Consider the following 12,752-nt stretch of genomic DNA (forward strand, 5'->3'; position numbering starts at 1 on the left):
CAAAGTAAAAGTGAAAGGGGAGGGACTTGATGCCTCCCATGTCATGTCATAAATGACTATACTTTTACCAGCTATTATGAATTAAAATTCAGCAGCCAAAAGCCTGTATAAGTCATGCCGCTATCATCGGGCTGCACTAACAAAAAATGCAATCCTTTACTCGATTGCTGGCGCTGTTGGTAAATTTCAGCCGCCGCCTTCACCTCGCTATCTTCAAAAGTAGCCACAACCCACCTATCTGCTAATCCAGCTTCCAATATCAATCCGTCGGGAGCTCCGGCGATATAATTCAATGCGAAAGGTTTGGCCTCCTGAAGCCATCTAGCCAAGCGCATTGACTGTCGCCCGCCGTCAATGACAACTCCGGGCACTGGAACTGTTGAGGCTAAGCCTAAGTTCAGGGGTAACAGCAATTCTGGCATTTCCAATATTGGTAGGGGACGCCCTGTGAAAGCTTCTTCGATGTCGCCGGCCCGTAGGGAAGCAAAACGCCAGCTATCGCCCCAGAGGTTTTCGGGTAGGGGGATGGGTGGCGGTGTGTCAAGGGCGATCGGTCTGTAAGCTTCGCCTGTATAATTAGGCAGACTGGAATATTCTTGGGCGCGCTGTTGCAGCAGGGCTTTCAGAGCGGCAGTGCGCCGAGTCGCTTCTACTTTGACACCCAAAACTTTGCCCGCAGCTTCGATTAAGCCCAGAGACTGAGGTCTAAATACTTGGATTGTGTCGGGCAATTTCTGGGTTTGAGCTTGCTGCTGGAACTGGGCGGCGAGCCAATTAGAGTTTGCTTCCGACTGGCGGCAAACGGCGCTAAATTGAAAAGTTTGTGCCGAGTCGCAGATGAGGAGTTCCCACAATGGTTTGCCGGTTTCGTCTTGGAGAGGGCGGCGGTAGAAATCGGCTTGCCAAATACGCATGGGAATTAAGAGTTAATGTCAACGTAACTCGATTATTTTAATCTGGTTTCGATTCGCCATCGGGATTTATGGGTTTTCTCACGGAAGCTTACGTTGTACGGTTGTTTCAAGCCGTAGACCGGGAAATATGGGTTTTCCGGCGCGGTTTTCCCGCTAGTCGCTTCCCTATGGGAAATTGTAGTTTCAATCCCTGATAGGGATTTATGGGTTTTCCGGCCTGGTTTACTTCTTTAATGGCGGCCAGTTTTGCTGGGTTGTTTCAATCCCTGATAGGGATTTATGGGTTTTCCGGCCGCTGGCATTTGAAACCCTTGCGGTATTTAGTTTTCAACGTTCGTTTGCGTCAGACAAATTAAAAATACCATTTCAGCCTCTACCTGTCAATACCAAATTTTGACTTGTGCCTTGAAACTCTTATCAGATAAAGGCTTCAGCAATTGCGTCTGGCTTTGGTTCCCGCTTGGGGCATCAAACCCTTACAGTAGTTGAATTACAGCCGAAAAATTCAAGCCCTCAATTTTTACACCCACCAACAGACGCACTTTTAGAGAAAAAATATAGTTCCCTCTACGCCCCAGCATCCATAAAACCCATCAACCAATTAGCCATCGTCGCCCTGCGAGTCTGTCTCGGCCCGAATTCCCCAATCTTATACCCCTTAAACCCCAATTTTTCCTTCAGCAACTGCTTGTTTTCTGGAGGAGTCGATCGCGTCAATTTCACCGTCGCAGGCCTAGAATCAATAAAATCCGGGGGTTCTGGATAATCTTCGCGCCACTCGCTAGCAACATCAGCGCTGTTCCACTTACCAGTCTCCGCATCAGGGCGGTAGCCCAGATACAGCCAAACTAATCGGTTGACAGCAGCATCGTCCATTTCTTCGTTGAGGATAGCCCAAATAGTTTCGTTGTTGAGCGGTGGCAGTTCAGACATAATTCGAGTTGGAGTGCGATCGACAATAACAACAATTTAACCTATGGCGGTCTACCGAGATGGTAGGTTCGGCGCGGGAAAATCTGGATTTATTGGTGCTTGCATTCGATCGCCCCGCCGAACCACCCTACAATACTACTTACCCAAAAGTCCGTCCTTCTCGGCCATCGACAGCATCAAATCAATCACGCGGTTAGAATAACCCCACTCGTTGTCATACCAGGAAACAACTTTGAAAAACTTAGAATTCAGTTCAATACCCGCACCAGCATCAAAAATGCTCGATCGGGCGTCGCCCTGAAAATCCGTCGAAACCACCGCATCTTCAGTATATCCAAGAATACCTTTTAGTTCACCCTCAGACGCTTTCTTCATAGCTTCGCAAATTTCTTTGTAGCTAGTTTCCTTCCCCGTTTTGAAAGTAAGATCCACTACAGACACATCCGGAGTCGGCACGCGCAAAGCCATTCCCGTCAATTTTCCTTTCAATTCCGGCAACACCAAACTAACAGCTTTCGCCGCACCAGTCGAAGAAGGAATAATATTTTGAGCCGCGCCGCGTCCTCCCCGCCAATCTTTTTGGCTCGGGCCGTCTACAGTTGGTTGAGTAGCTGTCATTGCGTGAACTGTCGTCATTAAACCTTCTTCCAAACCAAAGTTATCGTCGATCACTTTGGCAATTGGCGCTAAACAATTCGTAGTGCAGCTAGCATTAGAAACAACTGTATCTTTGGCCGAGTCAAATTTGTGGTGGTTGACGCCAACTAGAAAAGTTGGAACTTTTTCCGGGTCTTTTGTCGGTGCTGAAAGTATTACTCGTTTTGCTCCCGCCGTCAAGTGTTTTGATGCGCCTTCAAAATCCGTAAACAATCCGGTAGATTCTACAACATAATCTGCACCGACTTTATCCCAAGGCAATTCTGTCGGATTTCTAATCGAAGTACAGGGGATAAAATGTCCGTCTACGACAATCCCGTCTGGTTTCCCTTCAACTTCGCCGTCGTAGATGCCGTGGGTGGAGTCGTATTTGAAAAGATAAGCTAGGTTTTCTGGCGAAACTAAGTCGTTAATGCCGACAAATTCGATGTTGGGGTTTTTGATGCCGGCACGCATGACTAGCCGTCCGATGCGACCAAATCCGTTGATGCCGACTTTTAATGCAGCCATGTTTAAACTCCTATTGAAAATATCGCTATGTCGATCGCGCGATCGTCTGTTGTCGCTTAGAATTTACCACGCTCGCCTGTTTTTGTAACTTATTCTTTTCTATATCTTAATAATTCTGAATTCTGCCCGCGCGGCGAAGGGCAATTAATCCTGAAATGACCGTTGACTAATGGCTGATGGCTGATGATTGTAAATTTGTAAAATTGCTATAATAGACACAGATTATTTTCAACAATGCTTTTTTTAGATCGCGCTAAAGTAATCTGAAAAAACTTACGCAAAAGCTCGCTCGGCGTTTATGTGGGAGAAATCGCTGATTTCGAGCGGGTTAAATGTGCCATAGGCTAGGGATTCAGAAACCCGGTTTCGAGAGAGAAACCGGGTTTCTAATGACTAATCACCAATAACTAATGACTACCCGACGCACCTAGTAATTAGCAATTCCACCGCATCGGAAATAAAACACGACCCACCAAATTTATTGAGCACTGGTCTAATGTTTTCTGCAACTGCTGATACTTGAGCTGGTGAACAAAAAGCAAGCACATAAATGTTATCCAGTGCCGTCATTGATGAACCACGGGAAACGTGATCCCTGGTGCTTTTTCCCGCGACATCACGAATCACCGAATAACCGGGTACCCCCGCTTTGTCTAAACCGTCTAAAATCTTGCCGAGTTCCACTGAGTGGGCTATGATTTCTACTCTTTTGACTGACTCCATCATCTCACCTCCAAAACATATTGATTCCGTATAGATACATGGGAATGCCTACAATGATATTAAATGGAAATGTCACTGCTAAGGCAGTTGAAATGTAAAGACTTGGATTCGCTTCGGGAACAGTTAGGCGCATGGCTGCTGGTACTGCTATATAAGAAGCACTCGCGCACAATACGGCAAACAGCAAAGTGTCTCCCTGCGGCAGTCCGATTAATTTCGCTATTAGCAAAGCAATTACTGCGTTGAGTATGGGAATTAGGATTGCAAAGCCGATCAGAAAAATTCCTGCTTCTTGCAAATCTTTAATTCTGCTGGCCGCAACCAGCCCCATGTCTAGCAAGAAAAAAGTCAGAACGCCGTAAAACAAATCTTGGGTAAACGGACTCATAACTTCCCAACCGTGTTCTCCTGTCATTATGCCCATAATTAGGCTGCCGATGAGCAGAAAAACTGAACTGTTTAGGAATGCTTCTTGCAGCACTTCTGGCCAAACTATTTCGCGTTTTCCTTCTTCGCCGCCGAATACACTGACGAGAATTAGACCGACTATAATTGCTGGGGATTCCATTAATGCTAGCGCTGCTACCATGTAACCGTCAAAGTCTATCCCCTGTGCTGTGAGGAAGGAGGTTGCGGTGATAAATGTGACGGCGCTGATGGAACCGTAGGTGGCTGCGATCGCTGCGGCATTGTAAGAGTCGAGTTTGATCCTCAATATGAAAAAAGTATAAACGGGTACGAGCATTGACATCAGCATCGCTGCCACAATTGTCAGGGCAACTTGCTGGTCAATTCCGCTTTTGGACAGTTCGACGCCGCCTTTAAATCCGATCGCGAACAGCAGGTACAGCGAAAACAGCTTGGGGATGGGTGCCGGAATTTCCAAGTCGGATTTCAGAAAAATTGCCAGCATTCCCATAAAAAAAGCTAATATTGGGGGATTTAAGATATTTGACGCTACTAAACTCAAATCCACGATCGTTCACTCCCATTTCTTGCGTTTTTAATATTACTTCCCCAGTAATTGTTGCACGAGAATGGATCGATCGACCGATCGAACTCTGGGAATGGCGATATATCTTCCTAAAGACGGTTGCAGGTGCGCAGCGCAAACCCTACAACGAGTAAGGTGTGCGCTGCGCACCCACAGCCTAAGTATTTTTCCCTAACTAAGCGACTGCCAAATAAGACTCTAGAGCTTCCGAACCACCGATCAGCTTGCCGTCGATAAACACTTGCGGCACGGTGGTAGCGCCAGTCACGGCCCGGAGCGATCGGGTTGTGACATCCCGGCCCAAGACGATTTCTTCATAATCCAAGCCCTTTTCACTCAGCATTACCTTAGCCTTAGCGCAGAAAGGACAGCCCATTTTTGTAAACAGCGAAACTACCTTCGGCTTAGCTGCTGCGGAGTTGATGTAGTTGAGCATCGTCTCGGCATCGGACACCTTGAAAGGATCGCCCGGTTCCTCCGGCTCAATAAACATTTTTTCAACCAAGCCATCTCTGACCAGCATCGAATAGCGCCAAGACCGCTTCCCAAAGCCTAAATCTGTTTTATCTACCAGCATTCCCATGCCTTGAGTAAACTCGCCGTTACCGTCGGGAATTAACGTCACATTATCTGATTCTTGGTCTTTTGCCCACTCGTTCATCACAAAAGTGTCGTTGACGGAAATACAAACGATTTCATCTACGCCATTTTCTTTGAAAACTTTCGCCAATTCGTTGTAACCCGGGAGGTGCGTTGACGAACAAGTGGGAGTAAAAGCTCCCGGCAGAGAAAAGACTACTACGGTTTTGCCTGCAAACAAATCATCGGTGGTGACATCCACCCACTCGTTGTCTTTGCGAGTGCGAAAGGTGACTTTGGGTACTCTTTGACCTTCTTGGTTCGTCAGCATGATTTTGAATCCTTGGGTACTTGGGTTAAATTCCTTTGCTTACTTTAGCGTACTCATAACGAGTATGACTTGTCAAGGGGCAGCGGGTTTTTTCCTGGGACGTGGGCGCGGGGCAGTCAGAAACCTGGTTTCTGGGCAATACAGCACTTTTTGGGTAGGTGAAGTACAAAAGAAGCTGTTTTGATCGAGCGATCGAAATATATATTTACAAATATGACTTTTATGACTTGATGAATTTATATTCTGAATTTTATGACTTTTATGAATTGACGATATCGAAAGTTTATTTGATGATGTCAATTACAATTTTTAATCGGGGAATACATCATGGTTTTACTAACAGACCCATCAGAACCGCGCCGCTTAATTGGCGACAATACATCGGAAAGCGTTACTTTGTCTATCGCAAATGCAAATAATTTCCCTTTCGGAGTCTGGATGCTCGAAGGCGACGATTCAGTCGCCGGCTCAGCAGCTAACGATTTGGTGTATGGCAATGAAGGAGAAGATTTTATCTCCGCAGGGTTTGGTAACGATTCCTTATTCGGAGGAAGGGGGAAAGACTACCTAATTGGAGATGCTGGAAATGACTATCTCAGCGGAGGGCAAGATACAGACATTATTGGTGGCGGCGGGGGAAACGATATTGTATTGGGGGGTAAAGGCAATGACTGGTTAGTCGGCGGTAACGGGTACGACACTATAATTGGAGGTTTAGGGCGAGATTTTTTAACTGGCCTGGATGACAATTTATCTTCCCTTAAAACCATCGGCAGCAATTTGTACGTCCTGCAAGACGAACCAGGAGTTACAGACATCAATAATGCCGATATGATTGTACCTTTCAAAGTTGGTGTTGATAGAATTGGATTAGCAGGTGGTTTGACTGCCAGCGATGTAGTTTTGGAAAACTTGACAAATGTGACAGTTGTATTCGGGTTGGACGCACCACAAGCTGTGAAAAATCTTGACACGCTAGGTATATTCGAGCCTAAACCGCTTGTGAGTTCAGGAACTCTCATCAAAGTGAAAAATTCCAGCGATATATTAGGCTATGTTCCAAATGTAACGCCGGCCCAGATTCAAGGCAGTATTATCTCGGTTCAAGGATTCTAATCTCAAACGACAAGACGGTACTCAGTTTAGGGGCGGGAGTTGTCACATACCTTATTCCCAATCAAATTTTATCCCCAAATACTCCTCTAATTCCTGATTGTAAGGTCGAAAATAATCCCTCAACGAGTCGCGAACTGACTCATTTACCCGCTGATAAGAACCAGGATTAGCATTTTGGTATTCAGACAATTGATATTCCGGCAGCTCTAAAAATGCTAAAACTTGCTTGACAATCTCCGCCGCACCTGCATACAAATCTTCGCTTTTCAAAACTAACAACTGTTCTCGCGGAAAGAAAGCCAGCCAATTTTTAATAAATTCTATATACCTACCGCGAGCTAAATAATTCCCCGGTTCTTCGCCGATGATGTATTCTGGGTTTTGATTCAACCGTTCAACTTCATCGCTAATTGCCCGATCGAGCGATCGCGCTTCCCAATTCAAGCCCTTTAAGCGGTAAAAATGAGAAATCGCGCGATCGACCGGATTTCGCAAAAGCACAATCAGTTTCGCCTCTGGACACGCGCTGTAGAGACGTTCCGGGGCTTCCCGAAAGTCAAAATAGCTCGGACTTGCCTCACCCGTTACAAACTGCTCTCCCTGTGGCATTAGCGGAAAATGAGCCAAATACCAATCAATTCCCCTGTCAAAGTGCCACGAGAAAAAATCCATCTCCTTTTTAATCGGAGTCAAAATTTGCGGGTGTTGAGCTAAATAAGTGTACAGAGAAGTCGTGCCGCACCGCTGAGAACCAATAATTATAAACTTAGGAAATTTGACTGTATTTTGTTGTGGCACAGGCATCTTGCCTGTATTATTGCTAAGAATAGATGCAAAAGTTTGTTGGTAACTGACCGTTTGATAACAGCAAATCGCCTCAGCAATTTTTCCTTGTCTCGTCAAAACTTCCCCCAAATTCAAATAAGGCCAAAAAGCCTCCGGTTTAGCATCAACAACTTCGCCGCACAACTTCTCAACTTCATCCAGCTTGTTTTGCTCGATCAAAACTTCCCATAAATTGTAATAAAACCACCAAGGAAGATCGGGATTTATTTGTATTGCTTGCAAAAAAGCCGCCGCTGCTTCCTCCCCATATTTTTGGTGGCTCAAAACAGCACCTAAATTGTAATAAGACCAGCAATCATCGGGTTTTTGGGCGACTGTGGCGCGAGCTGAGGCTAAAGCGCGATCGTCTTCGAGGGCAACGCTTACGCACTTTTCTTGCTCCTGCAACAACTCCTCTAATTCCGGTGAGGCTTCGCCATAATTCGGCAGAAATGTCAAGAGGATTTTGTAAAAAATAATAGCGCTTTTTGGGCCGCGATACTTTACTAAACTTCTTCCTAAATTCAAATAAAATTTCTGATTTTCCGGTGTAACTTGCAATTGAGATTGTTTTAAGACTAAATTTAAATCAGAATCTGTTTGTCCGAGAGCATATCCCAACTTATCGTAAATTCCCGGCAAATCTCCGTCAATTTGAATAGCTTTTAAATACGCGGCGATAGCTTCATCCCAATATTCTAGTTTAGTTAAAGCGTCGCCTAAATTGCAGAAAGACCAAGCAAAATCCGAGTTGAGCGCAATCTCGCAGCGGTAAGCAGCGACAGCTTCCTTCCAGCGTTCCAATTTCAGCAAAGCATCGCCCAAATTGTGAAAAGACCACGAAAAATCAGGATTTAACTCAACAGCTTTTTTGTAAGCAGCGACAGCATCCTCCCATTTTTCAAGTTTCAGTAAAACATCGCCCAAACTGTGATAAGACCACGAAAAATCCGGCCTTAATTCAACAGCTTTGCGGTAAGCAGCAACAGCCTCATCAAACTGACCGCTTTCTTGCAGCGAACTCCCCAAATTGTGGAACTCATTATCCATGAAAAACTCCTGCAAGATTTATTAGCTTCTCCAGCGAGTTCAAATCCACCCGCATATCTTTATGTCCCGGATATTTCTGAGTTGGGTCATCCACCAAATCGCCAAGTAAATAGTAATGTTCCAAACCGCACAAATTGCTAATCATCCAATAACAATGCGGAACGTAAAGGGGAGAAAAAATTTCAATTACCTTGGTTCCCGGACTGCAAAAAACTAGATTAGTCAATCCCCCTCCGTGGGGTGCGACAACTACTTTAGCAGCAGCCAAACACCGGGCTTGTTCCGCTACCGACATCGTTTCCAATTTGACACTGCGAAACCCAAATTTTTCTACTAAGTATTTAATTACCTCTTCATCGTTGACGATGCGCCGATAGGATGCTTGTTGGCGGGTGATATAAATTCGCTCTGAATAGTCTGTATTTAGTAGCTGTTGTTCATTTAAAAATGTCTGTTTTAGATATTCACACTTCCATTTAGAAACTGCTCCCGACCCGTCATAAAATATTGACGGAACTATTAATTTATCTGCTGTAATGTGTAAATTGCAGCGACTTTCTAAAAGTTTATATTGAGAAATTCCTAAAGTCTCTAAAGTTTCTGCTTGATAGGAAGAATCCCTGGCATTGACAACAAACTTATCTATAGTTTCTATCAATCCGCTCCGCTGCAAAAGATCAAATCGCGTAATCACATCAAACATCCAATGAAAATAAGCGGCTCCACCCCAGCGAGCTGATAAAAAAGCTACATTTCCATCGACGTGTTCAGCGGGAGGCAATTTGTCGGAAGTGATTACCAATTCAGCACAACCCATTGAAATATCAGGAACAAGTTTATTGTCTGAAGTAATGACGGCGGTAGTCACAACATCTGCCCAAGCTCGTCCGTTTGGCAATACGGCAACAAAAGCTTTTCTGGAATGACTTTGATGTTCCCAAAATCTGCGGCTGCTGTCGATTGTTTTGGAATCAGATAAATTGATTTGACTCGCAGGATGGATGTCAATGCAGGTGAGGTTAGGATTTGATTCTGGTGCAACGGTCAAATCTTCTGTAAACCCACAGTATTTCTTGAGAATACTTAAGGGTAAGATTTGATTACTGCATTTTGCCCGATCGCTCTCATCGACTTCTCCTTGTTGTTCCAGAGCGTACCCTATATTATCGTAAGCTTCAAACAAATCGGGTTTAATTTGCAGCGCTTGAACTAAATTAGTGATTGCCGGTTCCCACTGCTGTTGTGCAATTAAACTCAAACCCAATCCTTCGTAACACCAGCAGGATTTTGGATCGAGATTGATGCCTTTTTCGTAAATTGCGTTAGCGGAGCCCTCGAAGAGGATCGCCCTTTCCAATTCCCCTTGATTCCGCAAAGCATCACCCAACTTTTTGTACAGCCAACTGTGCTCCGGTTCCAAATCAACAGCACGACCAAAAGCAACTGCGGCTTCGGGCCAATTTTCTTGCTTTTCCAGAACTTCCCCCAAACTATTGTACAACCAACAATCATCGGGATTTAACTCAATAGCTTTGCGGTAAGCCGCCGCCGCTTCCTCCCAGTTTTCCACAGCAACTAAAGCCTTCCCTAACCTGTCGTAAGACCAACAAAAATCGGGATTTAACTCAATTAACTTGCGGTAACTAACAGCAGCTTCCTCCCACTCAGAAAGCTCCACCAGCACATCGCCTAAATTATTGTAAGTCCAACAAAAATCGGGATTTAACTCAACAGCTTTGCGGTAAGCAGCAGCGGCTTCGGCGTATTCCTCGATCGCCTGCCAAGTTTCGCCCAAAAAGTGGTAAGACCAGCTAAAATTAGGGTTGAGTGCGATCGCCCGTTGGTAAGCCGCCGCAGCGTCGTCAAACAGTTCTTTCTCCTGCAAACTTTTACCCAACTTGTGGTAAGTAGAGTAATTGCCCGACTTAATTTTAATAGCAGTTTGATAGCGTGCGATCGCCTCATCCACATAACCAGAATTTGCCGCAGCATCGCCCAACTTTTCCCAACCTAGAGACAGCAGAGTTTGCTCTTCCCCCAAATTTTTATTATCAGTTTTTTTAACAATCAGTTGATAGCCTTTGTGAACTACTTCTAACTGACTTCCAAACATCTCCAGAAAAACATCGATCCCGATTTTAGTATCTTGCTCCGGGCTGTCGGGAAACGTAAACTCGTAATCGTCAAAAATCATCAATCCCCCAACTTTCACCAACCTCCAAGATAAAATCGCATCTTGCAGAGCGCTGGTAGGTTTGTGACAGCCGTCAACGTAAGCAATATCGTAAAATTCTGAATCCAAGTTTACTAACAAATCTTGAGAGTAACCTTCCAATTCAATTACTTTCTCGGCACCTCCCGTTTTAACAATATTGCCCTTAAAAGTTTCTTGGAAATACAAATCAATGCAAGTAATGTTTGCCGTCGGATGAGTTAAAATATTATCCAGCAGCCAGCAAGCCGACATTCCTTGAAAACTGCCGATTTCCACAACTTGAAAATCCGCAATTCCCGCCAACTGCTGCAAGTGCCGTTGCCAAATAGGAATATTGTGGGTAAACCAATCTTGGGTAAATTGATAATCTTTCGCCGCACATTCAGGCCAACCCCTCAATTCGCTCGCTTTTTGGTGGCAAACGATCGCTTCTTCCAATTCTCCTAATTGCGGTAAAATATTGCCGAGATCGTTGTAAGGCTTAGAATTGCTCGGATCTCTTTCAATTTGGTGGCGGTAAGTAGCGATTTGTGCGTACAACTCCTGTTGTTTCGCGCGAACTTCCTTGAGTTGGGCGACAACTTCCGCAGCATTCGGTTCAATTTGCAGTGCCATGCTATAAAATACGATCGCACCTTCGAGCTGCTTCTGTTTCGCTAAACTATTACCTAGATTTATAAAAAACTCGGTTCCCTCTAACTCAATTCCCAGCAATTTGTGGTAAAATTTTCCGCTGGCCAGTAGCTCAATCCCTTGACAATAAGTTGCGATCGTGCTGTCTAAACCAGATTCGCTGCGCTTGCGCAAAACATATCCCAACCTCTGATTAATTCCCCTCAAACTCGGTTCAAGTTGAATGGCGTGCAGGAAAGCAGCAACAGCTTCATCCCAGGATTTGTCGCAGGTTAAGGCCATTCCCAAATTGCAATAAAACCAAGGAATATCAGAATTTAGTTCGATCGCTTTGCGGTAGCAAATAACAGCTTCTTGCCACAGCTTTTTGTGAGCTAAAGCTTCGCCTAAATAATTGTGAGCCCAATAGGAATTATCATTAATTGCCAGAGTCTGGCGGTAACATTTAATTGCTGCATCAAAGTCGCGCTTCTGCACCAAAACATTGCCCAAACCAAGGTAAGCGCGGGCGTAATTCGGATTGAGATCCAGGCTTTTGCGGTAACAGGCGATCGCCCGATCGCATTCTCCTCGCTCCGCCCAAGTTTTACCCAAACTGTGGTAAGATTCAAAAGACTCTGGATTGATGGCAATGGCTTGTCGGTAATTGGCGATCGCCTCATCCCACCGTTTCTGTGCGACCAGCATTTCTCCCAAATTGTGATAAGCTGTTGCCAGCTTCGGGTTTAACTTAATTGCCCCCGAATAACACTCGCTTGCTTGCTGAAACTTTCCCAATTCAACTAAACTATTTCCCAGAGTGACGTGTTCGTCAGCAGTTGCCCATTTCGGTTCGATATTAAAAGCTTGATACCAACACTCAGCAGCCTCTTCTTGCTTCTGCAACTGCGTCCAAACTCTCGCCAACTGCCGGTAAGCAGCCGCAAAATTCGGTGCAAGGGCGATCGCTTTTTCACAATTTGCGATCGCCTTTTGCCACTGTTTCCCATGAGAATACAAACTGCCGAGATTAGCATAAACTTCCGGCAAATTGGGATTGCGATCCAGTGCCGCTTCATACCACTGCTTAGCCTGCTCGATTTCACCTCGAACCTGCATCACCTTTCCCAGCGTCTGACAAGCTGCTGCCAAATTCGGTTCAATTTTCAGCGCTGACTCGCAAGCAGCAACTGCCTCATTCAACCTCCCCTCGGCTAAATAAACTTCGGCTTGCCGACTCAAATCAACCGCTGCTTTTTCCATCTTCTCAATCGAGGGCATAATTAAACTTAC

At 45.1% G+C, this 12,752-nt stretch carries 9 protein-coding genes; 1 reads left to right on the forward strand and 8 read right to left on the reverse strand.

All coding sequences use genetic code 11. From position 1 onward, the window contains the following. Nucleotides 1–74: 74 nt before the first annotated feature. From QUB63_RS32640 to QUB63_RS32665, 6 genes are all read right to left on the reverse strand, one after another. Nucleotides 75–914 carry a Tab2/Atab2 family RNA-binding protein gene (locus tag QUB63_RS32640; protein WP_332949534.1) on the reverse strand — a complete coding sequence of 280 codons (840 nt, stop codon included), beginning with the start codon at nt 912–914 and terminating at the stop codon, nt 75–77. 567 nt (nt 915–1,481) lie between these two features. Further along, nucleotides 1,482–1,847, reverse strand: coding sequence for a DUF1823 family protein (locus QUB63_RS32645; protein ID WP_332949535.1), 366 nt, complete (start codon nt 1,845–1,847; stop codon nt 1,482–1,484). Between the two features lie 135 nt (nt 1,848–1,982). Then, nucleotides 1,983–3,014 (reverse strand): type I glyceraldehyde-3-phosphate dehydrogenase, encoded by a 1,032-nt coding sequence (gene gap, locus QUB63_RS32650; RefSeq protein ID WP_332949536.1) that lies wholly within the window; start codon nt 3,012–3,014, stop codon nt 1,983–1,985. Between the two features lie 414 nt (nt 3,015–3,428). After that, nucleotides 3,429–3,740 (reverse strand): P-II family nitrogen regulator, encoded by a 312-nt coding sequence (locus QUB63_RS32655; RefSeq protein ID WP_242728729.1) that lies wholly within the window; start codon nt 3,738–3,740, stop codon nt 3,429–3,431. Nucleotide 3,741: 1 nt separating this feature from the next. Further along, nucleotides 3,742–4,713: a sodium-dependent bicarbonate transport family permease gene (locus QUB63_RS32660; RefSeq protein WP_332949537.1), complete on the reverse strand. Its 972-nt coding sequence runs from the start codon at nt 4,711–4,713 to the stop codon at nt 3,742–3,744. Between the two features lie 193 nt (nt 4,714–4,906). Next, a complete protein-coding gene (locus QUB63_RS32665; RefSeq protein ID WP_332949538.1) occupies nt 4,907–5,641 on the reverse strand; it encodes a glutathione peroxidase in 735 nt (244 codons plus the stop codon). A 327-nt stretch (nt 5,642–5,968) separates the two neighbouring features. Here QUB63_RS32665 and QUB63_RS32670 point away from each other — a divergent pair, with 327 nt between their 5' ends. After that, nucleotides 5,969–6,757, forward strand: coding sequence for a calcium-binding protein (locus QUB63_RS32670; RefSeq protein WP_332949539.1), 789 nt, complete (start codon nt 5,969–5,971; stop codon nt 6,755–6,757). Nucleotides 6,758–6,808: 51 nt separating this feature from the next. Here QUB63_RS32670 and QUB63_RS32675 read toward each other — a convergent pair whose 3' ends face one another. After that, nucleotides 6,809–8,632 (reverse strand): tetratricopeptide repeat protein, encoded by a 1,824-nt coding sequence (locus tag QUB63_RS32675; protein WP_332949540.1) that lies wholly within the window; start codon nt 8,630–8,632, stop codon nt 6,809–6,811. Further along, nucleotides 8,625–12,740, reverse strand: a complete 4,116-nt coding sequence (locus QUB63_RS32680; RefSeq protein WP_332949541.1) for a tetratricopeptide repeat protein — start codon at nt 12,738–12,740, stop codon at nt 8,625–8,627. The genes QUB63_RS32675 and QUB63_RS32680 overlap by 8 nt, the downstream gene beginning before the upstream one ends. Nucleotides 12,741–12,752: the final 12 nt, after the last annotated feature.

The organism is Microcoleus sp. ARI1-B5 (genome assembly GCF_036705795.1).
Taxonomy (GTDB): Bacteria; Cyanobacteriota; Cyanobacteriia; order Cyanobacteriales; family Microcoleaceae; genus Microcoleus.

Coding starts and splice junctions, on each gene's coding strand:
- QUB63_RS32670 (WP_332949539.1), top strand. CDS start 5,969: ATGGTTTTACTAACAGACCCATCAGAACCGCGCCGCTTAATTGGCGAC.
- gap (WP_332949536.1), bottom strand. CDS start 3,014: ATGGCTGCATTAAAAGTCGGCATCAACGGATTTGGTCGCATCGGACGG.
- QUB63_RS32645 (WP_332949535.1), bottom strand. CDS start 1,847: ATGTCTGAACTGCCACCGCTCAACAACGAAACTATTTGGGCTATCCTC.
- QUB63_RS32655 (WP_242728729.1), bottom strand. CDS start 3,740: ATGATGGAGTCAGTCAAAAGAGTAGAAATCATAGCCCACTCAGTGGAA.
- QUB63_RS32665 (WP_332949538.1), bottom strand. CDS start 5,641: ATGCTGACGAACCAAGAAGGTCAAAGAGTACCCAAAGTCACCTTTCGC.
- QUB63_RS32675 (WP_332949540.1), bottom strand. CDS start 8,632: ATGGATAATGAGTTCCACAATTTGGGGAGTTCGCTGCAAGAAAGCGGT.
- QUB63_RS32680 (WP_332949541.1), bottom strand. CDS start 12,740: ATGCCCTCGATTGAGAAGATGGAAAAAGCAGCGGTTGATTTGAGTCGG.
- QUB63_RS32640 (WP_332949534.1), bottom strand. CDS start 914: ATGCGTATTTGGCAAGCCGATTTCTACCGCCGCCCTCTCCAAGACGAA.